The sequence below is a fragment of the Kitasatospora sp. NPDC052896 genome, assembly GCF_044547075.1.
In the GTDB taxonomy this organism is placed as follows: Bacteria; Actinomycetota; Actinomycetes; order Streptomycetales; family Streptomycetaceae; genus Kitasatospora.
The window spans coordinates 24684-50371 of record NZ_JBITZU010000019.1; the positions used below are offsets into that span (position 1 = coordinate 24684).

The following is a 25688-nucleotide window of genomic DNA, read 5'->3' on the forward strand; positions in this document are numbered from 1 at the left end:
GCGGCCGTCCCCAGCCACGCTGTCGACGCCCCGCAACCGCGCGGCCACGGCGCGCGTCCTCATCGGTACGACGATGTTCCACCGGCTCTCTTCGGCAAGGAGTAGCAGACCGTGACCATCTCCCTTCGGCGCACAGTCGCCCTCGGCGCGGCGGGCGTGTTCGCCCTCGCCGGCACCGCCATCACCGCGACCCAGGCCCAGGCCGCCCCGGCCGCACCGCGCACCTGCCAGGTCTCCGACCTGTACGTGTCCGCGGGGACCGCCAGCCCCGGCGCGGGACAGCTCTACGTCACCGTCGTGTTCACCAACACCAGCACCACCGCCTGCGCGCTGCGCGGCTACCCCGGTGCCTCGCTGGTCGGCGTCGACCACGCCGAGGTCGCACCGCCGGCCACCCGCACCGGCGAGCCGGTGAGCACCGTGACGATCAACCCCGGCTCCTCGGCCAGCGCGCTCCTGCACACCACCAACGGGCCGATCGGTGGCCCGTGCAGCGCCGCCAGCACGTACCTACGGATCTACCCGCCGGCCTCCTACCAGGCGGTCCTGATCCCCTACACCCTGGAGGCCTGCAGCAACGTGTTCACGGTCTCCCCGGTGCACGCCGGCACCCAGGGCTGAGCATGCGTGCGGCGCTGTACGACCGCTACGGCCCTCCGGAGGTGCTGTACCAGGGCACGGTACCGAAGCCGGTCGCCGGACCCGGCGAGGTGCTGGTCCGGGTCCACGCCGCCAGCGTGAACAGCGCCGAACTCGCCGGGCGGGCCGGGAGGCTGCGCCCGCTGACGGCCGCGGCCGGGTGGGGTTTCCCCAAGCGCGCGGGGATGGACTTCACCGGCGAGGTCGCCGCCCTCGGCTCCCCGCGGTCCGGCCTCAGGACCGGCGACCGGGTCTGGGGAGTGCTGCCGCGGACCTTCGGCAGCGCGGCCGAGTTCGTGGCCGTGCGGCCCCGGCAGCTGGCCTTCGCGCCGCCCGGACTGGATCCGGTCCGGGCGGCGGCGCTGCCCGGGGTCGGCACGACGGCGATCACCGCACTGCGGGACCAGGCCCGCCTCGCCGCGGGCGAACGGCTGCTGGTGCGCGGCGCGAGCGGCGGTGTCGGCAGCGTCGCCGTCCAGCTCGGACGGGCGTGCGGCGCCCGGGTCACCGCCCTCGCCGGGGCCGGCAACCTCGACCTGGTACGGGACCTCGGCGCCGACGAAGCCTTCGACTACGCGACCACCGGCGCGGCCGACCTCGGCCCGTTCGACGTCGTCCTCGACACGGTGGGCACCGACTTCGCCGCCTACCGCCGGCTGCTGGCGCCGGGCGGACGGATGGTGTCGATCACCTTCGACCACCGGCACCCGGTCGCCTCGCTCGGCTACCTGCTCGCGTCCGCCGCCTTCGGTCCGCGCCGGGTACGGTTCTTCAGCGGTCACCCCACCCACCAACTCCTGGTTGATCTGGCTCAGTTGGTGCAGGAAGGCGCGATCCGTCCGGTGGTCGACACGGTGTACCCGCTCGCCGACATCGCCCGGGCCCACCGTGCCCTGGAGGCCGGCGGGGTCCGTGGGAAGATCGTCGTCGCGGTCGGCTGAGCCCCGGCCCGCGAGCCCGTCGCGGGCCGCCAGCCGTGCGGTGACCGGCCCGCCCCACCCACCACCGACGGCCCACCCGGCGCGCACCCCGCCGACCGCCGCACCGCACACGCTGGCATGATCGACCCGACCGGCCCCGGGGACGCGCCCCGGGCGGGAGTGGACGGGGGACGACCGTGGCGGACGACGAGCGGCACCGGGTGCTGGTGATCGACGCGGCGCCGGACGAACTACTGCCGCTGGAGATCGACCGCCTGCTCGAACTCGGCCTCGACGTGACGCTCAACCTCTGGCGCGTGGCCGACCCCGCGGCGGCGCGCCGTCGCTACGCCGGCCGCCTCGGCTTCGTCGAGGTGGACGGCTTCGACCAGGCCGCCGTGGCCGAGGCGGTGGTAGCCGGCGGCGGGCACGACGCCGTGAAGACCCGGGTGAACGTGCCGCTGGGTGAACCGCTCTTCCGGGCCGGGACGGCCGCCGGGCTGGCCCGTCCGCTGCGGGTGGTGGCACAGGCCGGTGCCGGCACCAACCACGTCGACCTGGCGGCGGCCAGCCACTACGGGATCCGGGTGACCCACACCCCTGGCTCCAACGCCGACGCGGTGGCCGAGTTCGCGCTGGCCCAACTGCTCACGTTGAGCCGGAATCTGGCGGTTCACAACAGCCACTCGCACCGCGGGGTGTGGCGCGGGGCACCGGCCGGGCAGCCCCGGCAGCTGGCCGAACTGACGCTGGGGGTGGTGGGGTTCGGGCTGATCGGCCGGGCGCTGGCCCGGCGGGCCCGCGCGCTGGGCATGCCGGTGCTGGCGCACGGCCCCCGGCTGACCGAGCGGCAGGCCGCCGCGCACGACGTGCGTCGCGCCGCCTCCCTGCCCGAACTCCTCGCCGGCAGCGACGTGGTCTCGCTGCACACCCCGCTGACCGCGCGGACCCGAGGGCTGATCGGCGAGCGCGAACTCGCCCTGCTGCGCCCCGGCGCGCTGCTGCTGAACACCGCGCGCGGCGGGATCGTGGACGAGGCGGCACTGGCCCGGGCGCTGCGCGACCCCGACCACCCGCTGGCGGGTGCCGCGCTGGACACCTTCGCCGACGAGCACCACGCCTTCGCCTCACCGCTGTTCGGCATCGAGGCCGCACTGCTCACCCCGCACATCGCCGGCATGACCCGGCGGGCGATGACCGAGGCGGCCCTGCGCAGCGCGCAGTACCTCGCGGCCCTGCTGGCCGGCTCGGACCACGAGGTACCACTGGCTAACACACCGTCGAGCGCACCCGGTTCACGCTGAACAGCGCCGCCGCCAGCCGCTCGGGCGTGAGCGCGGCCCGTTCCGCGCGATCCAGGCCGCGGACCGTGAACACCGCGCTCTCGCCGGGCAACAGGGTCAGCAGCCCGCGGTCGACCACCGCCCGCGGGCCGAGCCGGTCGGCCTGCACCAGCAGGTCGCGGACCAGGGTCCGGGCGGTGAAGCGCAGTCGGACCTCACCCTCGGCCGTGGCGGGCAGCAGCGTGAGCTCGCCGCGACCCGGCGGGTAGCCGAACTCCCGGTCCGGGCAGCCGAGTCGGATGTCCCGCAGACCGTCCATGCCGTCCGTCTCCGTGTCGACGCAGAGCAGCTCCCCGGTCGGGTCGGCGAAGGCGGTCAGCCACTCGGGCAGCGGCAGCACGGCGACCGTGCGGGCCGGTGCGACGACGCTCAACAGCTCCTCGGCCACCATGCCGCCGTCCGCCCGCAACCGCCGCACCCGGGCGGCGCACGACCACGGCTCGGCCGACTGGTTGTCGATGGCCAACACGGTCAGCCCGTCCCGCTGTTGGAAGGTGAGCAGCCGGTCCGCGTAGAGCCGGCGCAGCTCGTGGAGGAGCGGCTTGGGGCGACCGTCACCGTCCACGGCGGCCCAGGAGGTCACCGGCCAGCAGTCGTTGAGCTGCCAGAGCACGGTGCCCGCGCAGCGCGGCCAGTGCGAGCGCCAGTGGGCGATCCCGGTGGCGACGGCGCGGGCCTGGTTGAGCTGGGTGAGGTAGTGCCATTCGTCGAAGGTGGCGGCTGGCGCGAAGTGCCGCTCCAGGCCGCGCGCCAGCTTGGCGTTGCCGTCGGTGGCCTTCTGGTGGTGCAGCATGCCGGGCGAGTCGGCGGCCGGCGGGTCATCGCTCAGGGCCCGCCGGAGGGTGGCGTACGCGGGCGGCGCCTGCCAGCCGAACTCGGCGACGAAGCGCGGCACTTGACCGAGGTAGTCGGTGTAGTCGCGACCGTTCCAGACCTCCCAGGAGTGATGGGTCCCGTGCGCCGGGTCGTTGGGGTGGTGCGCCCAGGAACCGGACCACGGACTGCCCGCCCAGTACGGCCGGGTCGGGTCGAGTTCCGCGGTGATCCGCGGCAGCAGACCGAGGTAGTAGCCCTCGCCCCAGCTGTCACCGGCCAGTCGGGGTTCCCACTGCCAGTCCCGGAAGCCCCAGAGGTTCTCGTTGTTGCCGTTCCAGAGCACCAGGCTCGGGTGCGGGGCGAGCCGGACCACGTTCTCCCGGGCCTCGGCCGCCACCTCGCCGCGCAGCGGCTGCTCCTCGGGGTAGGCGGCGCAGGCGAACGGGAAGTCCTGCCAGACCAGCAGGCCCAACTCGTCACAGGCGTCGTAGAACTCCTCGCTCTCGTAGATGCCGCCACCCCAGACCCGGACCAGGTTCACCCCCGCCTCGGCGGCCTGCCGCAGCCGGTGGCGGTAGCGCTCGCGGGTGACCCGGGAGGGGAAGACGTCGTCGGGGATCCAGTTGACCCCGCGGGCGAACAGCCGTTCGCCGTTGAGCAACAGGGTGAAGGCGGTGCCGTGCGGATCGGCGGAGGTGTCCAGCCGGACGGTCCGGAAGCCGATCCTGCGCCGCCAACTGTCCAGCGGGGTGGCGTCGACGGCGTCGGAGAGGACGATCTCGCAGTCGTACAGCGGCTGTTCGCCGTAGCCGCGCGGCCACCAGAGGTCGGGGCGCGGGACGGTCACGGCGACCGTGGTGGCGAGCGCGCCGGACGCGACGGCGGCCTCCTGGACCACCTCCTCCCGGGCCGTCCCGCCGACCCGGATCCGGACCGCCAGCGGCCGGGCGGCGCCGGCGGGGGTGCGTTCCAGGTCGAGGTGCAGCTCGACCCGGCCCGTGCCGTCGGCGTCGACGGTGACCAGCGGGCGGACCCGGGCCAGCCGCGCCGTGCTCCAGTGCTCCAGCCGGGCCGGGCGCCAGATCCCGGCGGTGACCAGGGTCGGCCCCCAGTCCCAGCCGAAGGCGCAGGCCATCTTGCGGATGTGGTTGAACGGCTCGGGGTAGGCGTTGGGGCGGTCGCCGAGCTGGGCGCGGACGGCTTCGGCCTCGGCGTGGGCGGAGCCGAGACGGACGGTGAGCGCGGCGGGGTCCGGCTCCCGGGCGGGTTCGGCGAGCAGGCCGGTCACGTCGAAGCGGTAGCCGCGGTGCATGTTGCGGGTGCTGCCGAGCCGCTGGCCGCGCAGGGTGATCTCGGCGACCGTGTCCAGGCCGTCGAAGACCAGGTCGGTGCGCTCGAACCCGACCGCAGGGGCGGGCAGCACGGTGTCGTAGCGCCAGTCGGCCCGGCCCACCCAGGCGACGTCGAGCTCGTTGCGGTCCAGGAAGGGATCGGGGATCAGACCGGCGGCGAGGAGATCCGTGTGCACGCACCCGGGCACCTCGGCGGGGACCAGCTGCCCGGCCCGCAGCCCGGGCGGAGCCTGCGCGGGGAGCCGATCCGCGGCGGCCGGGCCCAGCGTCCAGCCCTGGTCCAGCGGAGTGATCTGCTTCAACCCTGCCTCCCTCGAAGCGATTTGGCCCGCTCCCCCGCGCGCAGCGTACCGCTCCCCGGGCGGAGGCGCCCGGGGCCGGACGCGGGCGCGGACCCGGATGCCGGACGCCGGGGAGCGGAGCGAGGGGTCAGGCGGACACCTCCGGAAGGGCGGCCCGAGCGTGCGCCACCAGCGCGCGGGTCGCGGGGCCCGGGTGCCCGTCCGCCCGCCAGGCCAGGGCCAGCCGCCCGCGTAGTGACGCCCCCGCGACCTGGAGGACGCGCAGCTCCGGCTGGTAGGAGCGGGCCAGCAGCTCGGGCAGCACGGCGACCCCCAGACCTCGGCAGGCCAACCGGGCCAGCGCGTTCGGATCGGCGGCCTGGAACGCGATCCGCGGCCGGAACCCCGCCGCCGCGCAGGCCTCCTCCACCGTGGCGCGCAGCCCGGTGCCGTGCGGCAGGCTCATCAGCGGCCGGTCGGCCAGCTCGGCGAGCCGGACGGCGGCCCGGCCGGCCAGCGGATCGTCCGGACCGACACCCACGACGAGTGCCTCGTCGACCACCACCTGGTGGGCCAGGCCGGCCGGCGGTGCGGCGAGCGGAGCGACGATCGCCAGGTCGAGCGCGCCGACCGCCAGCGCCTGGAGCAGGCGTTCGGAGGTGTCCTCGGTCAGGCCGATCTCCACGGCCGGGTGGTCCAGGTGGAAGCCGGCCAGCAGTCCGGCCAGGTCGATGGACGGGCCGAACGAGGTCACCATGCCGACCGTGATCCGTCCGCGCACCAGCCCCGCGAACTCGTCGACCACCTGCCGCGCGCCGTCCACCGCGGCCAGCGCGGCCCGCGCGTACGGCAGGACGGCGGCGCCGACCTCGGTGGGCCGCACCGCGCGGCCCGACCGGTCCAACAGCTCCTGCCCCAACTCCCGTTCCAACAGCCGGATCTGCGCGCTCACCCCGGGCTGGGCGACATGCAGCCGGGCCGCGGCCCGGGTGAAGTTCGCCTCTTCGGCGACGGTGACGAAGTAGCGCAGCTGACGCAGTTCCATAACCAGCCATTCTAGAAGCACACCGATCCATCCAACGAGCGCATAGTTGCCCCGCCTGCCTTTATGCACCTAGTTGCACAATCCCCAGCACTGGTCTAGAAAGTCCTCGACGAGTCCGTGCGAGGAGGCCCTGGATGAGCGCGTACCCCCACCTGCTGAGCCCGTTGGACCTCGGCTTCACCACGCTGCCCAACCGGGTGGTGATGGGCTCGATGCACGTCGGGCTGGAGGAGGCCCCGGGCGGCTTCGAGCGACTGGCCGAGTTCTACGCCACCCGCGCCCGGGGCGGCGTCGGCCTGATGGTGACCGGCGGGATCTCGCCCAACGAGCAGGGTCGCCCGTGGGCCGGCGGCGCCAAGCTGACCACCGAGGCCGAGGCCGAGCAGCACCGCGTGGTGACCACCGCCGTGCACCGCGAGGGCAGCCGGATCGCCCTCCAACTGCTGCACTTCGGCCGCTACGCGCACCACCGCGACCTGGTCGCGCCGAGCCCGCTGCAGGCGCCGATCAGCCCGTTCACCCCGCGCGCGCTGGCCGACGAGGAGGTGGAACAGACCATCGAGGACTTCGTCCGGGCCGCCCGGCTGGCCCGCGCGGCCGGCTACGACGGCGTCGAGATCATGGGCTCCGAGGGCTACCTGATCAACGAGTTCATCGCCGCCGCCACCAACCACCGCGAGGACCGCTGGGGCGGCGAGTACCGCGACCGGATCCGGTTCCCGGTCGAGATCGTCCGCCGGGTGCGCGCCGCGCTCGGCCCGGAGTTCATCCTGATCTACCGGCTCTCCATGCTGGACCTGGTGCCCGGCGGCTCCTCGCTCACCGAAGTGGTCACCCTGGCCCGGGAGATCGAGGCGGCCGGCGCCACCGTCATCAACACCGGGATCGGCTGGCACGAAGCCCGGATCCCCACCATCGCCACCTCCGTGCCGCGCGGCGCCTTCGCCTGGGTGACCAAGCAGCTGATGGGCGCGGTCGGGATCCCGCTGATCACCAGCAACCGGATCAACACCCCCGAACTGGCCGAGCAGTTGCTCGCCGACGGTTGCGCGGACCTGGTCTCGCTGGCCCGCCCGCTGCTGGCCGACCCGGAGTTCGTCGCCAAGGCCCGCCACGGGAAGCCCGAGTCGATCAACACCTGCATCGGCTGCAACCAGGCCTGCCTGGACCACACCTTCAGCGGCCAGCTCACCTCCTGCCTGGTCAACCCGCGGGCCTGCCACGAGACCGAGTTGGTGCTCGCACCGACCAAGCGCCGCAAGCGGATCGGCGTGGTGGGCGCCGGCCCGGCCGGGCTCGCCTTCGCCACCGCGGCGGCCGAACGCGGGCACCGGGTCACGCTCTTCGACAGCGCCGAGCGGATCGGCGGGCAGCTCAACATCGCCCGACGGGTGCCCGGCAAGGAGGAGTTCGACGAGACAATCCGCTACTACCGCAACCAACTCGACACCCTCGGCGTCGAGTTGGAGCTCGGCTCGACGGTCACCGCCGACCGGCTCGCCGCGGCCGACTTCGACGAGATCGTGCTCGCCACCGGGGTCACCCCGCGTGTCCCCGAACTGCCGGGCGTCGACCACCCGAGCGTGCTTGGCTACCTCGACGTACTGCGGGACGGTGCGCCGGTCGGCGAGCGGGTGGCGATCATCGGCGCGGGCGGCATCGGCTTCGACGTCGCGGAGTTCCTCACCGACCAGACCGAGCAGACCGGCCAGCCGACCACCGCGGCCGACCGGGACCCACAGGCCTTCTACCGCCAGTGGGGCATCGACCCCGAGTACCGCGCGCCCGGCGGCCTGCGCCGGCCCGAGCGGCCCGCCCCGCCGCGCGCCGTCCACCTGCTGCAGCGCAAGGCCGGCAAGGTCGGTGCCGGTCTCGGCCGGACCACCGGCTGGATCCACCGCACCGAGCTCAAACACCGCGGGGTCACCATGATCGCCGGCGCCACCTACCACCGCGTCGACGACGAGGGCCTGCACCTGACCGTCGACGGCGAGCGTCGCACCCTCGCGGTGGACACCGTCGTGCTCTGCACCGGCCAGGAGCCACGGCGCGACCTGTACCAGGCGCTGCGCGCCCGGGGCCTCGATGCGCACCTGATCGGCGGCGCGGACGAGGCCGCCGAACTCGACGCCAAGCGGGCGATCCGCCAGGGCACCGAGCTGGCCGCCATCATCTGACCGGCCCGTCCCACCCGAGGCAGGCCCTAGGTGTTCTGAGCCGTGAGGGTCAGAACACCTAGGCTTCCCCCAGCACCCGCGCGCGGGACGGGCCGGCGGTCCGCTCCGCGCGCCCGCCGCCCGTACCGCACCGGAGGCTTGGCCGACCATGTCGCTACCGCACGCGATCCTCACCGCCCTGCTCGAAAAGCCGTCCTCCGGGCTGGAGTTGACCCGTCGGTTCGACAAGTCCATCGGGTTCTTCTGGTCCGCCACGCACCAGCAGATCTACCGCGAACTGGGCAAGCTGGAACAGGCCGGGCTGATCCGCGCGCTCCCGCAGACCACCCCCACCCGGGGGCAGCGGAAGGAGTACGAGGTGCTGCCGGCCGGCCGGGCCGAGCTGGCCACCTGGGTGGCCGAGCCCGCCGAGCCGAAGGAGATCCGCGACGCCCTGCTGGTCCGGCTGCGGGCGGCGGCGGTGGTCGGCACGGACGGCCTGGTCGACGAGCTGCGCCGGCACCTCGCCCTGCACCGAACGCGACTGGCCGAGTACGCGGAGATCGAGCGGCGCGACTTCCCGGCCGAGCGGTCGGCCGAGGAGAACCGGCTGCACCACCTGGTGCTGCGCGGCGGAATCCGGCTGGAGACCTTCTGGATCGACTGGCTCACCGAGGTGCTCGCCGAACTGGACACCTGACGCCCGACGGCTGACGCCGGTCGCCCGAAGGGTCTATAGTTGCCAACGTTTGCAGGAGGCACCTCGTTCGGTGAGGCGTCTTCACGGACACAGGCCACTGACCCGACGACGTCGAGAGACGCCCAGGTTCAGGACAGATCTTCCCGAATTAAGGGTTGATCCCAAGTGGCTTCCCACCTTCGGGAGGGATCACGCCGTGGAGTGCCAAAGCTCTGACGAGTTGGGGTGAACCAGCAGTTTCGTGCTGGTCCGCTCCTTGCCGCGTACGAGGCGAGAACCGCCCCGACCGGAAGGAGGCGAGCGTCATGGACAACGGTCCGAGTACTGGAAGTAGTCCGAGTAGTCCGGGCGCACCGGCCCCTCTCCGGTTCGGTGACCGCCCGTATCCGCCCGCCTCCGGCCCGCGCTGACCCGCTCCCGGCCTGCCCGCCCCGCTCCCGGGGCCGCCACACCGGGTTTCCGCGTGCCGTCCAACGGCCTTGCCCGCCTTGGAGGTTCCGCCATGACCATGGTCGCCCTGCCGCACGTCCTCGGCCGCCCGGAGACCGCCCGCCGGCACTCCGGCGGACGCCTGCTCCGCGCGATCCGCAGCTACCGGCGCCCCGCCGCCGCACCGGCTGCCCGGACCGCCCCGGTCGTCCCCGTTCTCCTCACGGCACCCGCCGTGCGCGGGTCGCTGCGGCTCACCCTGCACGACGGCACGCCGCGCCGCTACCTGCTGGACGCCCGCGACTTCGCCGCCACCACCTCGCCCGACGTCGCCTACGACGCCCGGGTGCACACCGCCTACCTGCTGGCCATGCAGGGACACCGCGCGCCCTGGCTGGCCCAGCACCTGGACCTGCCGTCGACCGCGGCCCACGCCATCGCCGAGCGGGCGGCCCGGTCCGGCACCGGACAGCCGGCTCCGGACGCCTGACGCCCTGCCCCCGGCGTCCGCGACAACCCCGCGTTCACGTCACGTCAGGGTTCCGTCAAGGGCGCGGACACCGAGCCGGACCGGACTATGCTGGCTTGGGTTTGGTCCACCAACTGCGGGATCGATCGATCTCAAACACCTTCCGACTCAGCCGAGTTGGAGCACACCACCCGGGGCGACCGGCCGTTTCGAGCCGGCCCACGCCCTGCCACAGCCGAGACGGGCAGACCGTCGCGAACACCGGGAGGAGGCGAGCGCCCATGGATCCCAGTACCCATAGTCCGGGCCGCCCGCGGCCCGGACTCCGAGCGGCCCGGTCCGCCCGCGACACGCGCTGACGAGGTCCGTCACGCGCCACCGTGTCGGGGCCGCCGGGGCCGTGCGCAGCGCCCTCACACCCGTCACCCGCACGTGCCGTGCCGCATTCGGCCCGCACGCCATCCGTCCGGAGGTCACCCGGTCATGTCCGTCTTCACCGCGTTCCACCACCCGATCGCCCGCCCGGCCAGCGCACCGCAGCACCGCCCGCTGCGCGACATGCTCGCCCGGGTCATCGAGCGGCTGGCCGACAGCCCGCTGGACAGCCCGGTCATCCAGGCCATCGCCGCCCAGGCACCCACGCCGAGCGGGGCGACGGTCCGGCGCGCCGGAGCGCCGCGCGCGCACTGGCGGACCGTGCCCGGCCCGGACGGCTCGCCGCGACTGGAAGCCGCCTGGTGGTCGGAGAACTGACGTCACGTCAGTCGAGCGAAAGCCGCCCGCACGCGACAAAGGAGCAATGATGCCTCTGTGCTACCCCCGGATCGCCCGGATCCACCACGACTGCTCGGTGGCCCTGCCCGCGACCGGGCCGGCCGCGCCCAGCCCGGCGCCGCGCCCCGTCAGCCCTCCCGCCGAGCCCGGCCCGAGCCGTCTGCAACCGCTGGCCGCGCTGGTCATCGACGACGGCCAGCGCACCGCCGTGCTGGAGGGCCGCCGACTGGATCTCACCTACATGGAGTTCGAACTGCTCACCCACCTGGCGGCCCATCCACTCCAAGTCCTGACTCGGCGTCAACTCATGTCGAGCGTCTGGGGGCAGGGCGTTCCGACCGACACCCGCACGGTGAACACGCACGTCGCGCGGCTGCGCCGGAAGCTCGGACCGGCCTACCGCTCGGTGATCACGACGGTCCGCCAGGTGGGCTACAAGTTCGACCCGGAGGCCGTGACCGCCGCGGCCGGCTGACCACGCGGGCGGCACACTCCGGTCACCCGGCGCGAGCTGTCGGACACCAGGTGTGGCCTTCCCGGTCGGTCCGCCCCGGCGGCACCATGGAGAAGGTAAGGAGGCGGCCATGCGCGCACTTCCCCACCCCGAGTCCCGCGAGGGCACCGTCGTGCTCGGCGTGCTCACCCTGCTGGCCATGGAGATCGTGGCACTCGGGCTGACCCCGGTGCCGGCTCGACCCGCCGTCGGCGGGGTGCTGCTCGCGGTCGCCGCGCTCGGCCTGGCCCTCGGCGCGATCGCCCTGGTCGTCCACGCGCACCGGCGCCGGCAGGCCGGAACGATCCCGCCGCCCGCGCCGGCCGAGCCGGACGACGAGCCGTTCGCACCCGAGGCGCTGGACGGGTTCCCGCTGGAGGCCGTCCGCCGGTTCCTGCCGGACCCGGCGGCGCCCGTCCCGGAGAGCCTGCACACCGCCTGGGTGCTCGCCACCCACGGTCACGACGCCGACTGGCTCGCACACCACCTCGACCTGCCGGCCGGAGTCAGCGGTGTGCTGGTGGCGGCCGCCCGGCAGCACCAGGGCCTGGGGGGCGCCGTCAACCCCGCACCGCCGAAGGCCGGTCGAGGCCCGGCGCCCGGCCCGGCGGAGTCCTGGGTGGCCCGTCCAGCACAGTGAACCGCAGCCCCGCCGCGGTCAGCCGGTCGATCAGCGCGCTCCCCATCGCCACCGCGGTGGTCACCTGGCCGGCGGTCGGCGGCAGTTCGTCGAAGGCCAGGCAGAGCGCCGACTCGGCGAGCATCTTGGCCGTCTCGGTGTAGCCCGGGTCGCCGCCGGAGACCTCGGTGAACACCCGCCGCCCACCGCTCTCCCCGACGAACCGCACGGTGAACCAGGACCGCGCCCGCCGCGCCGCCGCGGGGCCGTCACCCGGCTTCCGCAGGCCCTCCAACATCCTTCGGAGTGCGGGGAGTTGGGCGGCGCCGACGAGCAGCGCGAGTCCCGCGGTGCCGAGCAGCGCGACCGGCAGCCGCTTGACCGCCGCGTAGTGGCGGTAACCGAAGTCGGGCCCGTAGCCGGGCAGCGCCGCCGCCGATCGGCCGACCACCTGCGGATCGATGGTGGGCAGCGGCCAGGCCCAGGCGCGGGCCTCGGCGGACCAGCCCGGCCGGTCCGCCGAGGTGCGGATCCGCCGCCCGGCCGGCCGGGGGTCGGCGGCCCGTCGGGCCCGGGCGATCCGCGCGGCGGCCCGCGGGCGGGAGACGGCGGTCAGCGCGGAGGCGAAGGTGCCGCCCGAGAAGGTGCCACCGGCCCGCACGAAGCCGCGCACCCGGACCGGCACGTCGGCGGGCAGCAGGCCGACGGTGAAGAGCACGCCCAGATCGTGCGGGATCGAGTCGAACCCGCAGGAGTGCACCAGCCGGGCGCCGGTCTCCACCGCGCGCTGGTGGTGCAGCAGGTACATCCGGTCCACGAACTCGGGCTCGCCGGTCAGGTCGAGGTAGTCAGTGCCGGCCTCGGCGCAGGCGGCCACCAACGGCTCGCCGTAACGCAGGTAGGGACCGACGGTGGAGGCCACCACCCGGGCCGAGGCCGCGACCTCGCGCAGCGCGGCCCGGTCCGTCGCGTCGGCGCGGAGCAACGGGAGGTCGGCGCAGCGCGGTTCGATCGCCGCCAGCCGTTCGCGCAGCGCCGTCAGCTTGGCCGGGTCACGGCCCGCGAGCGCCCAGCGGCACTCGGCCGGCGCGTTGCGGGCCAGGTATTCGGCGGTCAGGCCGCCGGTGAAGCCACTCGCGCCGAAGAGCACGAGGTCGTACGGGCGCTCGGCAGACATGGTGGTCCCTACTGGCCGGTAGTCGGAGGCGGCCCCACGCTAGGGAGCGGGCGGACGCGGTGTCAACGTCCGGAGCCACCCGATCCGATCGTCAGACCACCCCCTCGGCCGCTACCGTCTGCCGTGGGAAGAGCGCGACAACGGAGCGGGTGGGGCATGGAGTTTCTGCGACCGGAGGACCCTCGGCAACTCGGCGGGTACCGGCTGCTCCGCCGGCTCGGCGCCGGTGGCATGGGCCAGGTCTACCTGGGACGCACGCCCGGCGGCCGGACCGTCGCGGTGAAGACGGTGCACCGCGAGTACGCCACCGACCAGGAGTTCCGTGCCCGCTTCCGGCAGGAGGTCGCGGCGGCTCGCCGGGTCGGCGGGCGGTGGACCGCTCCGGTGCTGGACGCCGACACCGAGAGCGACCACCCCTGGGTCGCCACCGGCTACGTCGCCGGCCCCTCACTGGGCAGCGCCGTACGGGAGTTCGGGCCACTGCCGACGGCGGCGGCCCGTTCGCTCGGCATCGGACTGGCCGAGGCCCTCGGTGCGGTGCACCGGCTCGGGCTGGTGCACCGGGACGTCAAGCCGTCCAACGTGCTGCTGGCGCTGGACGGGCCACGGCTGATCGACTTCGGCATCACCCGGGCGCTGGACGCGGCGACCGCGCTCACCCGCTCGGGCTTCGTGGTCGGTTCGCCCGGCTACCTCTCCCCCGAGCAGGCCCAGGGACTGGCCGCCGGCCCGCCCAGCGACGTCTTCTCGCTCGGCGCCGTGCTCGCGTTCGCGGCGAGCGGCACCCCGCCGTTCGGGGAGGGGGTGAGCGCGCCGGTGCTGCTCTACCGGGTGCTGCACGAGGCCCCGGAGCTCGGCGAACTCGACGAGGAGCTGCGGGTGTTGGTGCTGGCCTGCCTGGCCAAGCAGCCGGCCGACCGGCCGACCCCGGACGAGCTGCGCGCCCTGCTCGCCGGCGGCGGGCAGGCACTGCCGGCCCCGGGCGCCGAGGACTGGCTGCCGCCGGCCGTCGCGGCGTCGGTGGCACGGCTCGCGGTGGAGCTGCTGGACCTCGACGGGGCGGGCGAGGACGCGCCCGCGGCCGCGCCGGCGACGGAGGTCGGCGGGCCCTCGACCGGAACGGGCGCAACCGGCGGCACGGCCGGCGCCGGCGCCCCGACCGGCCGGTTCGGCCCGCCGCCGACCGCCTGGACGCCCGCCGAACCGACGAGCCACCCGGGACCGGTCCCTCCGGCCGCCCCCGCTCCCCTCCCCGGCTGGACCGCGCCGACTCCCGCCGCCCCTCCCGCCGCTCCGGCCCGGCCCCGGCGCGGCTGGGCGCTGGCGGCGGTCGCGGCCGCCCTGGCCGCCGCGGTGGCGGGCGCCGCCGTCTGGCTCTCCAACGGCAACGGCGGCACCCACTCCGGCCCGATCGCGGCGGCGTTCCTCGGTAGCTGGCGCGGCGCCCTGACCAGCTCGGCCTTCCCGACCCCCGTCGGCTTCCAGATCACCATCGTCCAGGGGCGACCCGGCTCCGAGGTCGGCGCCATCCGCAACAGCGCCGGAGACACCTACTGCGACAGCAGCGCGCTCCTGACCACCGCCGGGGCCGGCCGGTTGGTCCTGACCACCGCCCAGGGCAGCGCGAGCAACGGCTGCACCCCCGACTCCGACCCGCAGGTCTACACCGTCAACAGCAACGGCAGCCTCCACCTGACGATCAGCGGCTACTCCGGCGACCTCACCAGGGAGGGCTGACCACCGCGCAGCGCGAAGGACGCCCGCTGCCACCACCTGGTGCCGTCGTGCGCCCTGTCGTGCCGCTCGGCGCCCTCCTCCCGGGCGGTGCGGCCGTCCGACCGCGGTGCCGGCAGGTGGGCGGCAGGACGCGCGGGTGCCGGTGCGGTGATCCTTGCCTCCGGTGACGGGTGCCCGGCTACCTGCCGGAGCGGCTCCGCCCGCTGGCCGGGCCGTTACCGTCGGGGAGGAACGACGCCGGCGCCGCCGCCAGGGCGATCAGGCCCAGCGTCACCCAGAACGCCGCGTGGAAGCCCGCCACCGCGCCACCCCGGTCGGTGCAGCGCTGGAGCACCACCGCCACCGCCGCGGTGCCGGCCGCGCCGCCCACCTGCTGGCCGATGGCGTTGGCCGTGGTCGCCGCCGGGACCCGGGCCACGGGCAACGAGTGGTAGAGCGTCTTCATGGTCGGCGCGACCGCGAAGGCCAGCCCGACGCCGCGGACGAAGAGCGCACCGAGCAGGAGCGCCCCGGACCGCGACAGGTGCGCCGATCCGGACCCGACCAGGGCGAACGGAACCGTGCCGAGCGCGACCAGCAGCAACCCCGCCAACACCATCGTCCGCGCCCGCGCGGCGGCGACGTCGACCAGCCGGCCGACCAGCAGCACCGCGACCAGCGAGCCCAGCCCCTGCGGCGCCAGCACCAGCCCGGCGTCCAGGGCGCCGCCACCACCTGCCTGCTGGTAGAAGAGCGGCACCAGGAAGGCCGCCGCGAAGAGCCCCGCGTTGGCGAGGAAGCCCAGCGCGGCCGAGGCGGCGAAGGCCCGGTCGCGGAACAGGCTCAGCTCCACGACCCCGGGCGCCGACGAACGGGACGCCCGAGCCGCGTAACCGCCCAGGAGCGCGACGCCCAGCAGCAGCGCGGGCCCGACCTCGGGCGCCGTCACCGCGCGCCCCTCGCCCAGGCCGCTCAGACCGAAGAGCAGCCCGGTGATCCCGCCGCTCACGCAGAGCAGCCCCAGGACGTCGAGCCGACCGACGTCCGCGGCACGCGACCGCGGGATGAAGAGTGCGGAGAGCACCATCGCCGCCAGCAGGATCGGGACGTTGAGCAGGAACACCCACCGCCAGGACAGCCCCGCGAGGACGGCACCCCCGGCCACCGGACCGACGATCGGCGCCACCGATACCGGGACGGCCATCAGGGCCGTCATCCGCCCCAACCGCTCCCGACCGGCCACCTCCATGACGATCACTCGGGAGAGCGGGAAGAGTCCGCCGGCCCCGATCCCCTGCACCACGCGGAAGAGCACCAGGCTCCCCAGCGACCAGGCCGACCCGCACAGCACCGACCCGACGAGGAAGACCCCGAGCGACCCCAGCCAGGCCGAGGTCGCGCCGAACCGCCGGGCCGCCCAGCCGGTGGCGGGGATGACCGCCGCCAGCGCCAGCAGGTAGCCGGTGGTCACCCACTGGGTGTCCGCGAGGTCGGCGGCGAAGGCACCCGCGAGGGTGTGCACGGCCACCCCGACCACCGTGCTGTCCAGCAACGCGACGAACCCGCCGAGCACCAGGATCAGCGCGATGCGCACCGACGAGCGGTCAAGGCCGCGCGGGCCGTCGTCCGGGCCGCTCGACGTGGATATCCGTGCTCCGTCTCGGGATGACGTCAGCTCAGGCACCAGTTCCCCCTCCCTCACCCATTTACCTAGGACCTCTAGGTGTTTGCCTAATATACATAGTCAGCGGACGTCGGGTGACGGCATTCACCGCGGCCGGCGGCCCGTGCGGGTCCAGGTCAGCAGCTGCGCCGCCGTCCAGGTGGTGATCACCCGGGTGGGTGGGACGCCGGCCGCCGCGGCACGGGCGCAGCCGAAGGGCTGCCAGGCGAGCTGGCCCGGCGCGTGCGCGTCGGTGTCCAACGCGAAGAGGCAGCCGGCCTGTTCGGCCAGGCGCAGCAGGCGCATCGGCGGATCGAGCCGCTCGGGGCGGCTGTTGATCTCCACCGCGGTCCGGTGTTCGGCACACGCGGCGAAGACCTCCACCGCGTCGAAGACCGACTCCGGCCGCTCCTTGCCCGCACCGCGCGGGTTGTCCGGGCGCGCCGCGACCAGCCGGCCGGTGCAGTGACCGAGCACGTCCACCAGGGGGTTGGCCACCGCCGCCAGCAGCCGCCGGGTCATCGCCGGTGCCGGCATCCGCAGTTGGGAGTGGACCGAGGCCACCACCACGTCCAGTTCGGCCAGCAGGTCGTCCTCCTGGTCGAGCGAGCCGTCGTCGAGGATGTCGCACTCGATGCCGGTGAGCAGTCGGAACGGCGCCAGCCGGTTGTTCAACTCGGCTACCACGCCGAGCTGTTCACGCAGCCGCTCGGGGCTCAGGCCGCGTGCGACGGTCAGCCGTGGCGAGTGGTCGGTCAACACCGCCCATTCGTGGCCGAGTTCACGCGCGGTCCGGGCCATCAGCTCGATCGGGCTACCGCCGTCCGACCAGTCGGAGTGCAGGTGGCAGTCCCCGCGCAGCGCCGCGTACAACCGCTCGGCCGGCGCGTCCAGTTCCAGCACCGGGACGGCCGCCCGCTCCTCCAGCTCGGCGAGGTAGTCGGGGGTCCGGCCGGCGAGGGCCTCGACGACCACGGTCGCGGTGACCGGGCCGAGACCGGGCAGCGCGGCCAGGCCGGCCGTGGTGCGCGGCAGCTCGCCGCGCGAGCGCAGCGCGTCGGCCGCCGTGCGGAAGGCCCGCACCCGGTACGTCGAGGCGTGCTCCCGCTCCAGCAGGAAGGCGATCCGCTCCAGCGCGGCGATCGGGTCCATCGGCTCATCCCCTCGGGACCGCCCCGGTCCGGCGCGGCGTCCCGGGACGCGTGCCCCTGGCCGGTTCGCCCGAATCGGGCCGTCCGGGTGAACGGCGCGAAGGCTCCCGCCGCGCGCACGCTCCGGCGTGCACGCGAGCGGTTCACGCCGTGCGATGGAGGCATGCCGGATCCGGACCCCACCGCGACCGTCGCCGAGCTGGAGGGCCGACGGCTGCGGCTGACCCATCTCGACCGCGTCGTGTACCCCGCCGCGGGCTTCACCAAGGCCGCCGTGCTGCGCTACTACACCCAGGTCGGCGCGACGATGCTGCCGCATCTGCGGGACCGGCCGGCCAGCTTCCTGCGGCTGCCGGAGGGCGTGGACGGCGAGCGGTTCTGGGCCAAACGGGTGCCGCCGGGAGCTCCGCGCTGGGTGTCCGGGCTGGAGGTGACGCACGGCGCCGAGACCATGCGGCAGACCGTGGTCGGCGACCTGCCCACGCTGGTCTGGGCGGCCAACCTGGGCTGCCTGGAGATCCACGTGCCGCAGTGGCGCACCCGCCCGGAGACGCACGACCGGCTGATCATCGACCTCGACCCGGGCGAGGGCGCCGACGTGCTGGACTGCTGCGAGGTCGCGCTGCTGGCCCGGGAGCTGCTGACCGCCGACGGGCTGACCGCGTGGCCGAAGACCACCGGCAGCAAGGGGTTGCACCTGACCGTGTCGCTGGTCGAGACCTCCGCCGAACAGGTGAACGACTACGCCCGGCAGCTGGCCCGCCGGCTCCGGACGGCCCGGCCGGCGCTGGTGGTGGACCGGATGGCCAAGCACCTGCGGCCGCGCCGGGTCTTCGTCGACTGGTCGCAGAACAGCAGCGCCAAGACCACGATCGCGGCGTACTCACTGCGGGCCCGGCCACAGCCGACCGTCTCCACGCCGCTGACCTGGGCCGAGGTCGAGTCCTGCGAGCGGGCCGAGCAGCTGGTCTTCAGCGCCGACCAGGTGGCCGCCCGGGTCGCGGCCGGCGGCGACCCGCACCGCTCGCTCACCGAGCCCGCCGGCGCCTGCCGACTGCCCGGGTGAACGGCCGCGCCCGGCTCGGCCGGCCCACTCGGTTCGCCCGGTCCGTCCGGGGTAGGCGGCTGAACGGGGGAACGCGCCGCTCGCCCGCCGAGCCCACCGCCGCGCTTGATCCGGAGGTCCGTGATGAGCATCCCCGTCCCGCTCGACCCCGACGTCCGACCGCCGATGCCCGAGCCGCTGCCGGTGCCGCCGCCACCCGGCCCCGACCCGTTCCCCGGACCCGGTCCCGACCCGTTCCCCGGACCCGGCCCTGACCCGTTCCCCGGGCCGGACCCCGCGCCGGAACCGCAGCCGGAGCCGGACCCCGCGCCCGAACCGCAGCCGGACCCCGACTCCGCCCGCTGACCCGCGCGACTCAGGACACCGCGTGCAGCCGCCGGGGCTTGCCGGCGGCAGCGCCCAGGGCCTGTCGCAGCTCGTCGCGGCTCATCGTGGAGCGGCCCGGGATCCCCTGCTCGGTCGCCAGCCGGTACAGCTCGGTCTTGCTCATCGCGGCCAGGTCGGGCGCCTTGGCCGCCCTCGTGCCCTTGGCCCCGGCCTGCTTCTCCGCCGCCGGTCCGGCGGCCTTCCGGCTCCGGCCCCGGCCCCGGCCCTTGGCGCGCTCCCCCTGCTCCCCCTGCTCCGCCGCGACCGCGCCGTCGCCGCCCGCGCCCGCCTCCTGGAGGCTCCGCTCCAGCACCGCCATCAGGTCGACCACGTTGGTGCTCTCCGGCGCCGGCCGGGCCACCACGACCTCCTTGCCCTCCAGCTTCGCCTCCACCAGTTCGCGCACCTGCTCGGTGAAGGTGTCGTGGTACTCCTGCGGATCCCAGTCCGCGCTCAGCGCCTCGATCAGCTGCCGGGCCGCCGCCAGCTCCTTCTCGCGCACCTCGCCGTCCTCGGGCAGGTTGTCGACCTCCCGGTGCGGGTCACGGACCTCGTCCGCGTAGTGCATGGTCTGCAGCACCAGCACGTCGCCCTCCACCCGGACCGCCGCCAGGTACTGCTTGCCCCGCATCACGAAGGTGGCCAGGCCGCCCCGGTTGGTCTCGCTCAGCGCCCGGTGCAACAGCCGGTACACCCGGGCGTACTCCTTGCCGCGCGGCCCGAGGTAGTAGGTCCGGTCGAAGTAGATCGGGTCGATCTCGGCGAGGTCGACGAAGCCGCTGATGTCGATCGCCCTGGAACGGCCGGGCGAGATCTGCTCCAGCTCCTCGGGCTCGACCACCACGTACTCGCCGTCGGCCAGTTCGAAGCCCTTGACGATGTCGGAGTAGCCGACCTCCTTGCCGGTGCGCTCGTTCACCCGCTGGTTGCGGACCCGGTCGGAGGTGCCGCGTTGCAGTTGCCGGAAGTGCACCGAGTGGTCCTCGGTGGCGGAGTAGAGCGCCACCGGGACGGTGACCAGTCCGAAGCTCAGCGTGCCGGTCCAGATCGGCCTGGCCATCGGCGCCACCTCCTCGACCTGCGCGGAACCACCGCCCGGTCGGTTTCCCGTTCTTCGTGTCGGAATCCGTGTCTCGATCTCCCGAGACGGCACCCCTCCGCGGCGACCGCGCGCGGTCGCGCACCGGCCGGCCCTTCGGCCGACCCGACCCCTCCATGGTGCGCTTCCCACCACACGGCCGCAGGGCGGCCTCGGACGGAGAATGGGAGGCACGGGTTCGCCGTCGAAAGGGGCCCGTGATGACCCGGCCCGCCACCCCGGCGCACGTCCCGGCCCCGGTGCCGACCGCACTGCACCCGATGCTGGCCACCGCCAGCGACCGGCGCGTGTTCGACGCCGACTGGCTGCTGGAACGCAAGCTGGACGGCATCCGCGCGCTCGGCTACCGCGACGGCGACCGGGTCCGGCTGGTCTCGCGCACCGGCAGGCCGTTGGACGCCGGCTTCCCGGAACTGGTCGCCGCACTCGCCCGCCAGCCCGTGCGGCACTTCGTGGTGGACGGCGAGATCGTCGCACTCGCCGAGGGCGCCACCAGCTTCGAACGGCTGCAACGCCGGATGCAGCTGAGCGACCCGGTCCGGGCCCTCGCGACCGGGGTCGAGGTCACCTACTTCCTCTTCGACCTGCTGCACCTGGAGGGTTACGACACCACCGGCCTGCCGCTCCGCGACCGCAAGCAACTCCTCGCCCGGGCCGTGCGGTTCGAGGATCCGCTGCGCTTCACCGAGCACCGGACCGGCAACGGCCCGGCCCCACTCGACCAGGCCTGCGCGGACGGCTGGGAGGGCCTGATCGCCAAGCGCGCGGACAGCCGCTACGTGCGGCACCGCTCGCCCGCCTGGCTCAAGCTGAAGTGCACCAGCGGCCAGGAGCTGGTGGTCGGCGGCTTCACCAACCCCTCCGGCAGCCGGATCGGCTTCGGCGCCCTGCTGTTGGGCCACTACCAGGACGGCCGGCTGCGCTACGCGGGCAAGGTCGGCACCGGATTCGACGCCGCCCTGCTCCGCCGGTTGCGCCCGGTGCTCGACCGGCTGGAGCAACCCGGAGCGCCGTTCGCCGACCCCGTCGCCGAACCGGGAGCCCACTGGGTCCGCCCCGAGCTGGTGGTGGAGGTCGCCTTCACCGCGTGGACCCGGGACGGCCGGCTGCGCCACCCCCGCTTCCGCGGCCTGCGCCCCGACAAGGAGCCCCGCGAGGTGGTCCGGGAGACCGGGGGTTAACTTCGTGACGCGGGAGTTCGCCGACCCGGGCGCCCGGCCGTCACCGGAGTCGAAGTCCGGGGTCCGGGGTCTGGGGTCTGGGGTCCGGCCGGGGTGATCCCGCGCGTGGTCGGCCGGCCGGCACCGTGCCGTGGCCTCAGCTGCCCGCCGCTTCCAGCCGGCGGACCCGCTCGGCGTCGGTGGTGCGCGGGCAGGTGAGGCAGGCGTCGGCGGGGCGGATGGCGTAGTAGAGGCAGCAGCCCAGGCGGGTGCGGGTGAGGTGGGTGCCACCGCGGGTGCCTGGCAGGCGGCGGAAGTCGGCGGCGCCGGGGAACGGCGGGGTGCCGCCGGGCAGGACGGCGGTGGCGGCGGCGACCGCCCGTTCCTCCTCCCCGCGCATCCTGCCCAGGTACCAGAGGGCGGAGGCCAGGTCGTCCGCCACCATCCCCCACAGCGCCCGTGGTCCGCGGCACAGCACGGGGCGGAAGGCGGCCAGCAGCGGTTCGGCCGACTCGGCCACGGCAGAGCGCAGTTCGGCCTGGAGCGCGGCCTCGCCGGGGAGCACCCGGACGCCTGGGCGGCCGGCCGCCGGGTCGTCGGGCAGGCAGGCGAAGCCGCTGGGACGGACGGCGAGGGCGCCGGTCGCCGGGTCGGTCCGGAGCAGTTCCGGACGCAGTCGTGGGACCCGGCGCTCCAGGTACCAGGGGCCACCGGCCAGCACTCCGAGCGACCACAGGTAGTGGTGCAGCAGTCGCGAGGCGGCCACCGGGAGCGGTGGTTCGCAACCGTGTGCGACTCGGATCCGGTCCGCCTCGCCGGCGATCGCCCGGCCGACCTGCTCGGCCGACCCGATCAGCGGCAGCCAGCCCGCCGGGGCGGTCGGCCGAGCGGCCGTCAGCACCGTGACGTCCAGCGCGGGCGCGCAGTCGGCGACCCGTCGCCAGGAGTCGGCGAGCAGCCCCGCGGCCACGGGCAGTACCGGCGAGTCGAGCATGCGTCACACTCCGGAGTTTATAAGGTGAGCCTCACCTTACATGCCGTCAGATACCAGAGGGGCACCAGAGAAGCTCCGACTCATCCCTTCGGTCGCCGAAAATCCCGGATCGGCCGAACTTTCCAGCTTCCGGCTTGACTTGCTTAGGTTTGCCTAACCTAAGATCCCGTCTCGTGCTGAGAACCGCTCCGTCGGCCGCTCCGCCCCGGGCGCCGCGTGCCCCCGGGTCAGGCCGCCCCTGGCCGTCGCCACCGTCGCCGACGATCTCAGCCCGACCAGATGAGGAATCCATGCGGCTCTACCTGCTCGCGCTCAACCCGACGGACTCGGTCACCGAGGGCTTCCTGCCCGCCGCCGCGACCCTCGGCCTCGACGTCACCGTGCTGACCCACGACACTCCGGCACACCGTGCGGCCTACGCCGAACGCCCTGACCTGCCAGCCGAGTTGGAGGTTCTGGAGTGCGACGTCCGGGACTTCCACGAGGTGGTCGGGCTGATCTCCCGGCACCACACCCCCATCGCGGTGTTCAGCAACAGCGACCACCTGCAGACCCAGGCCGCCCTGGCCGCCGAGTACTTCGGCCTGCCCGGCAAGGACTGGCGGGCCACCCTGCGGGCCAAGAACAAGGCCGAGCTGCGCCGCCACCTGGCCGCCGCCGGCCTGGACACCGTGTGGGCGGCCGAGCTCCCCGCCGGACAGGATCCGGCAGAGCTGAGCGGGATCCCGTTCCCGGTCGTGCTCAAGCCGCGCGAGGGCGTGGCCAGCGAGGACGTCGTGCTGGTCGCGGACGAGGCCGAACTGGCCGCGCGCTGCCGGGAGATCAGGCACCGCCGGCCCGGTGCGACACTGCTGGTCGAGGAGTTCCTCGAGGGCCGGCTGCACACCCTGGAGACGCTGGGCGACGGCCGCACCCGCCACGTGCTCGGCGGCTTCCGCACCCAGCTCTCGCCGCCACCGGACTTCGTCGAGGTGGCGCTGGAGTACGTCCCGGACCATCCGCAGCCGGTGCTGGAGCAACTGCTCGGCCAGCTGGACGCGTTGGGGGTCGCTCTGGGCGCCTGCCACACCGAGTTCGTGCTCCAGCCGGACGGCCGGGCCAGGATCATCGAGGTCAACTACCGTGCCATCGGCGACCAGTGCGACCTGCTGCTGGCGCAGGTGCTGGAACTCCCCTACTTCGAGCTGGTGCTGGCCACCCACCTGGGTCGCCCACTCCCCGCCGACCTCGGCGCCCGCCGCGACCTGCGGGCCCGCCACCGGGCGGTCTGCGCCGACCGGGCCGGCCGGCTCACCGCCGCGCCCGATCCGTACGACGACGGTCCCTACGGCCGGGGTCGCCACGACGGCGGGGCGGACGGCGTCCGACTCCGCTACCGTCCGCTGCGCGCGCTCGGCGAGCGGCACGAGCACTACCGCACCAACCGGGACTACCTGGGCCTGGTCTGGGCCGTCGGGCCGGGCCAGGAGGCCGTCGACCGCGCGGTGGCCGGCTTCCTCGCCGCCAACCGCTGGGAGATCACCCCGTGAGCGCCGCAGCCGAGTTGACGCTGCGGGTGCTCAGCGCGCTGCTGCGCGAGGACGTGTCCGGGTTGCGGACGCACGGCACGACGGTCGAGCGCGCCGACGGGCGCTGGCTGTACCGGGCCGGGACGGCCGGCCTCGCACTGCCGGTGGCGGACGACGGATTCCAGTGCGAACTGGCGGCCAGGCTACCGCTGCTGGAGGTCGCCGGGGTGCCGCTGACCGAGCTGGACGCCATCCTCGCCGCACTGCGGCAGGCCGCCGATCCCGCGGACCGGCCCGGGTACGACGCCTTCGCCGAGGAGTGCCGGCAGACGCTGGCGACCATGCTCCTGCACGAATCCGAACAGCCAGCCGTGCTGGCCGAGTTGGCCGCCCGCTACGGTGCCGACCCGGCCGACTGGACCGGCCCGCTGGGCAGTCTCGCCCTGGACAGCCTGGCCGCCTTCCTGGACCACCCGGTCTACCCCACCGCGCGTGGCCGGTCAGGTCTCGACGAGCGACAACTACGTTTCTACGCGCCTGAGTTCCATCCATCCTTCGAGCTGCGCTGGCTACTCGTACCGGCTGCGGCGCTGACCGTGCACGGCACCGGCCCGCGGCCCGCCTGGTGGCCCACCCCGGCCCGACTGGGGTGCACCAGCCCGGCCCACGCCATCCCGGTGCACCCACTGTCGGTGGGCGAGCCACTGGACCGGGCGCTACGCGAGAGCGGCCTGGCCGACCACGCGGTGCTCGCCGAGCGGCCGTACCTGACGGTCGTCCCGACCCTGTCGATGCGCACGGTCGCGGTGGTCGCCGATCCGGCCTGGCACCTCAAGCTGCCGCTGGCCACCGCCACCCTGGGCCGTCTCAACCGACGGACCATCAAGCCCGGCACGCTGCGCGACGGCGCGGCCGGCCAGCGGCTGCTGGCCGCCGTGCTGGACCACGAGCCGCGCTTCCGCGAGCGCGTGCTGCTGGCCGACGAGCAGCACTACGCGCACGCCGGGCACGAGCTGCTGGCCGTGCTGCTCCGCCGCTACCCGAGTGGACCCGGCGGACCGGACGGCGCGCTGACCGTCCCGCTGGCCGCGCTGCTCGCCGTGGCCCCCGGCGGCCGGCTGGTCATCGACCACCTGGCCGACCGGTTCTACGGCGGCGACCCGGTCGCCCTCTACGACGCCCTGCTCACCCTGCTGCTGGACTGGCAGACCACGCTCTTCGGCTACGGCATCGCGTTGGAGTCGCACCAGCAGAACACCTCACTGCTGCTCGACACGCCCGGCGGCCACACCCGGTTGCGGCTGCTCCACAAGGACAACGACGGCCCGCGACTGCGCACCGCCCGGCTCGCCGCGAAACTCGGCCGGTTCGCCCCGCGTCCGGCCGAGTTCGACGACGCGCGGATCCTCGCCGAGGACGACCGGGCGCTCACCGACCTGTTCACCACCATCACCGGCCACCTCTGCACCGCCGCCCTGGCGTTCGGTCTGGCCGCACACGGCCGGGCCCCGCGCGACCAGCTGCTCGGGCTGCTCCGCGAGCGGCTCACCGAGTCGATCGACCGGCTCGGCGCCGAGGGCGCCCCGCTGCGCGCCGCCCTGCTGGCGGCCGACCGGCTGCCGGTGAAGGCGATGGTCAGCGCCGGCACCCTGTTCAGCAAGGTGCGCTCGGGCGCGGCCGACATCAACAAGCACTACACCGACGGGCCCAACTACCTGGTGGGCACGTGAAGACCACCATCATGCCGACCGT

Annotated in this window: 22 protein-coding genes and 1 riboswitch; of the genes, 15 read left to right on the forward strand and 7 right to left on the reverse strand. The window is 74.5% G+C overall.

The window, feature by feature from the left end:
- The first annotated feature begins 111 nt into the window (after positions 1-111).
- The 3 genes from ACIGXM_RS27930 to ACIGXM_RS27940 all read left to right on the forward strand — a co-directional run bounded on the left by ACIGXM_RS27930 (position 112) and on the right by ACIGXM_RS27940 (position 2863).
- Positions 112-621, forward strand: coding sequence for a DUF4232 domain-containing protein (locus tag ACIGXM_RS27930; protein ID WP_396565565.1), 510 nt, complete (start codon positions 112-114; stop codon positions 619-621).
- Positions 622-623: 2 nt separating this feature from the next.
- A complete protein-coding gene (locus tag ACIGXM_RS27935) occupies positions 624-1580 on the forward strand; it encodes an NAD(P)-dependent alcohol dehydrogenase (RefSeq protein WP_396565567.1) in 957 nt (318 codons plus the stop codon).
- Between the two features lie 176 nt (positions 1581-1756).
- On the forward strand, positions 1757-2863 hold the full coding sequence (locus tag ACIGXM_RS27940; RefSeq protein WP_396565569.1) for an NAD(P)-dependent oxidoreductase: 1107 nt from the start codon (positions 1757-1759) through the stop codon (positions 2861-2863).
- Here the strand turns inward: ACIGXM_RS27940 and ACIGXM_RS27945 are convergent.
- Both ACIGXM_RS27945 and ACIGXM_RS27950 read right to left on the reverse strand, forming a co-directional pair.
- Positions 2829-5372: a glycoside hydrolase family 2 protein gene (locus ACIGXM_RS27945; RefSeq protein WP_396565571.1), complete on the reverse strand. Its 2544-nt coding sequence runs from the start codon at positions 5370-5372 to the stop codon at positions 2829-2831. The two genes, ACIGXM_RS27940 and ACIGXM_RS27945, sit on opposite strands and share 35 nt — an antisense overlap.
- Before the next feature lie 127 nt (positions 5373-5499).
- A complete protein-coding gene (locus ACIGXM_RS27950; protein WP_396565573.1) occupies positions 5500-6396 on the reverse strand; it encodes a LysR family transcriptional regulator in 897 nt (298 codons plus the stop codon).
- 134 nt (positions 6397-6530) lie between these two features.
- On the opposite strand from ACIGXM_RS27950, the gene ACIGXM_RS27955 reads away from it, so the two are divergent.
- From ACIGXM_RS27955 to ACIGXM_RS27980, 6 genes are all read left to right on the forward strand, one after another.
- The gene (locus ACIGXM_RS27955; protein WP_396565575.1) at positions 6531-8573 is read left to right on the forward strand and encodes an FAD-dependent oxidoreductase; all 2043 of its coding nucleotides are present in this window, start codon (positions 6531-6533) and stop codon (positions 8571-8573) included.
- Between the two features lie 148 nt (positions 8574-8721).
- Complete coding sequence (locus ACIGXM_RS27960) at positions 8722-9252, forward strand: PadR family transcriptional regulator (RefSeq protein ID WP_396565577.1); 531 nt, start codon at positions 8722-8724, stop codon at positions 9250-9252.
- 55 nt (positions 9253-9307) lie between these two features.
- Positions 9308-9484: riboswitch (M-box (ykoK) riboswitch) on the forward strand.
- A 270-nt stretch (positions 9485-9754) separates the two neighbouring features.
- Positions 9755-10171, forward strand: coding sequence for a hypothetical protein (locus ACIGXM_RS27965; RefSeq protein ID WP_396565579.1), 417 nt, complete (start codon positions 9755-9757; stop codon positions 10169-10171).
- A gap of 462 nt (positions 10172-10633) precedes the next feature.
- Positions 10634-10903, forward strand: a complete 270-nt coding sequence (locus ACIGXM_RS27970; protein WP_396565581.1) for a hypothetical protein — start codon at positions 10634-10636, stop codon at positions 10901-10903.
- Positions 10904-10949: 46 nt separating this feature from the next.
- Complete coding sequence (locus ACIGXM_RS27975) at positions 10950-11399, forward strand: winged helix-turn-helix domain-containing protein (RefSeq protein ID WP_396565583.1); 450 nt, start codon at positions 10950-10952, stop codon at positions 11397-11399.
- 109 nt (positions 11400-11508) lie between these two features.
- Positions 11509-12057: a hypothetical protein gene (locus ACIGXM_RS27980; protein ID WP_396565584.1), complete on the forward strand. Its 549-nt coding sequence runs from the start codon at positions 11509-11511 to the stop codon at positions 12055-12057.
- On the opposite strand, the gene ACIGXM_RS27985 is transcribed toward ACIGXM_RS27980, so the two are convergent.
- A complete protein-coding gene (locus tag ACIGXM_RS27985) occupies positions 11978-13213 on the reverse strand; it encodes a saccharopine dehydrogenase family protein (protein WP_396565586.1) in 1236 nt (411 codons plus the stop codon). The genes ACIGXM_RS27980 and ACIGXM_RS27985 overlap by 80 nt on opposite strands.
- A 156-nt stretch (positions 13214-13369) precedes the next feature.
- On the opposite strand from ACIGXM_RS27985, the gene ACIGXM_RS27990 reads away from it, so the two are divergent.
- A complete protein-coding gene (locus tag ACIGXM_RS27990; protein ID WP_396565587.1) occupies positions 13370-14950 on the forward strand; it encodes a serine/threonine-protein kinase in 1581 nt (526 codons plus the stop codon).
- A 178-nt stretch (positions 14951-15128) separates the two neighbouring features.
- On the opposite strand, the gene ACIGXM_RS27995 is transcribed toward ACIGXM_RS27990, so the two are convergent.
- Positions 15129-16523: a DHA2 family efflux MFS transporter permease subunit gene (locus ACIGXM_RS27995; protein ID WP_396565589.1), complete on the reverse strand. Its 1395-nt coding sequence runs from the start codon at positions 16521-16523 to the stop codon at positions 15129-15131.
- Positions 16524-16697: 174 nt separating this feature from the next.
- On the reverse strand, positions 16698-17744 hold the full coding sequence (locus tag ACIGXM_RS28000; RefSeq protein ID WP_396565591.1) for a PHP domain-containing protein: 1047 nt from the start codon (positions 17742-17744) through the stop codon (positions 16698-16700).
- 162 nt (positions 17745-17906) lie between these two features.
- Here ACIGXM_RS28000 and ligD (ACIGXM_RS28005) point away from each other — a divergent pair, with 162 nt between their 5' ends.
- Both ligD (ACIGXM_RS28005) and ACIGXM_RS28010 read left to right on the forward strand, forming a co-directional pair.
- Positions 17907-18809 carry a non-homologous end-joining DNA ligase gene (ligD, locus tag ACIGXM_RS28005; protein ID WP_396565592.1) on the forward strand — a complete coding sequence of 301 codons (903 nt, stop codon included), beginning with the start codon at positions 17907-17909 and terminating at the stop codon, positions 18807-18809.
- Positions 18810-18932: 123 nt separating this feature from the next.
- Positions 18933-19154: a hypothetical protein gene (locus ACIGXM_RS28010; RefSeq protein WP_396565594.1), complete on the forward strand. Its 222-nt coding sequence runs from the start codon at positions 18933-18935 to the stop codon at positions 19152-19154.
- A 10-nt stretch (positions 19155-19164) separates the two neighbouring features.
- On the opposite strand, the gene ACIGXM_RS28015 is transcribed toward ACIGXM_RS28010, so the two are convergent.
- Complete coding sequence (locus ACIGXM_RS28015; RefSeq protein ID WP_396565596.1) at positions 19165-20235, reverse strand: Ku protein; 1071 nt, start codon at positions 20233-20235, stop codon at positions 19165-19167.
- 239 nt (positions 20236-20474) lie between these two features.
- Between ACIGXM_RS28015 and ligD (ACIGXM_RS28020) the strand changes: the two genes are divergently transcribed.
- A complete protein-coding gene (ligD, locus tag ACIGXM_RS28020) occupies positions 20475-21455 on the forward strand; it encodes a non-homologous end-joining DNA ligase (protein WP_396565598.1) in 981 nt (326 codons plus the stop codon).
- A gap of 136 nt (positions 21456-21591) precedes the next feature.
- Here the strand turns inward: ligD (ACIGXM_RS28020) and ACIGXM_RS28025 are convergent, their stop codons facing one another.
- Complete coding sequence (locus tag ACIGXM_RS28025) at positions 21592-22428, reverse strand: (2Fe-2S)-binding protein (RefSeq protein ID WP_396565600.1); 837 nt, start codon at positions 22426-22428, stop codon at positions 21592-21594.
- A gap of 290 nt (positions 22429-22718) precedes the next feature.
- On the opposite strand from ACIGXM_RS28025, the gene ACIGXM_RS28030 reads away from it, so the two are divergent.
- Both ACIGXM_RS28030 and ACIGXM_RS28035 read left to right on the forward strand, forming a co-directional pair.
- Positions 22719-23957 (forward strand): acetyl-CoA carboxylase biotin carboxylase subunit family protein, encoded by a 1239-nt coding sequence (locus ACIGXM_RS28030; RefSeq protein ID WP_396565602.1) that lies wholly within the window; start codon positions 22719-22721, stop codon positions 23955-23957.
- Positions 23954-25666, forward strand: a complete 1713-nt coding sequence (locus tag ACIGXM_RS28035) for an IucA/IucC family protein (protein ID WP_396565604.1) — start codon at positions 23954-23956, stop codon at positions 25664-25666. Before ACIGXM_RS28030 ends, ACIGXM_RS28035 begins: the two co-directional genes overlap by 4 nt.
- Positions 25667-25688 lie beyond the last annotated feature (22 nt).

Bases quoted from the DNA above. Each gene is read 5' to 3' on its own strand.
- ACIGXM_RS27985 (WP_396565586.1), bottom strand. From the start codon at position 13,213: ATGTCTGCCGAGCGCCCGTACGACCTCGTGCTCTTCGGCGCGAGTGGC.
- ACIGXM_RS28025 (WP_396565600.1), bottom strand. From the start codon at position 22,428: ATGCTCGACTCGCCGGTACTGCCCGTGGCCGCGGGGCTGCTCGCCGAC.
- ACIGXM_RS27970 (WP_396565581.1), top strand. From the start codon at position 10,634: ATGTCCGTCTTCACCGCGTTCCACCACCCGATCGCCCGCCCGGCCAGC.
- ACIGXM_RS27960 (WP_396565577.1), top strand. From the start codon at position 8,722: ATGTCGCTACCGCACGCGATCCTCACCGCCCTGCTCGAAAAGCCGTCC.
- ACIGXM_RS27975 (WP_396565583.1), top strand. From the start codon at position 10,950: ATGATGCCTCTGTGCTACCCCCGGATCGCCCGGATCCACCACGACTGC.
- ACIGXM_RS28030 (WP_396565602.1), top strand. From the start codon at position 22,719: ATGCGGCTCTACCTGCTCGCGCTCAACCCGACGGACTCGGTCACCGAG.
- ligD (WP_396565598.1), top strand. From the start codon at position 20,475: ATGACCCGGCCCGCCACCCCGGCGCACGTCCCGGCCCCGGTGCCGACC.
- ACIGXM_RS27955 (WP_396565575.1), top strand. From the start codon at position 6,531: ATGAGCGCGTACCCCCACCTGCTGAGCCCGTTGGACCTCGGCTTCACC.
- ACIGXM_RS28000 (WP_396565591.1), bottom strand. From the start codon at position 17,744: ATGGACCCGATCGCCGCGCTGGAGCGGATCGCCTTCCTGCTGGAGCGG.
- ACIGXM_RS27980 (WP_396565584.1), top strand. From the start codon at position 11,509: ATGCGCGCACTTCCCCACCCCGAGTCCCGCGAGGGCACCGTCGTGCTC.
- ACIGXM_RS28010 (WP_396565594.1), top strand. From the start codon at position 18,933: ATGAGCATCCCCGTCCCGCTCGACCCCGACGTCCGACCGCCGATGCCC.
- ACIGXM_RS27950 (WP_396565573.1), bottom strand. From the start codon at position 6,396: ATGGAACTGCGTCAGCTGCGCTACTTCGTCACCGTCGCCGAAGAGGCG.
- ACIGXM_RS27990 (WP_396565587.1), top strand. From the start codon at position 13,370: ATGGAGTTTCTGCGACCGGAGGACCCTCGGCAACTCGGCGGGTACCGG.
- ACIGXM_RS27965 (WP_396565579.1), top strand. From the start codon at position 9,755: ATGACCATGGTCGCCCTGCCGCACGTCCTCGGCCGCCCGGAGACCGCC.
- ACIGXM_RS28015 (WP_396565596.1), bottom strand. From the start codon at position 20,235: ATGGCCAGGCCGATCTGGACCGGCACGCTGAGCTTCGGACTGGTCACC.
- ligD (WP_396565592.1), top strand. From the start codon at position 17,907: ATGCCGGATCCGGACCCCACCGCGACCGTCGCCGAGCTGGAGGGCCGA.
- ACIGXM_RS27935 (WP_396565567.1), top strand. From the start codon at position 624: ATGCGTGCGGCGCTGTACGACCGCTACGGCCCTCCGGAGGTGCTGTAC.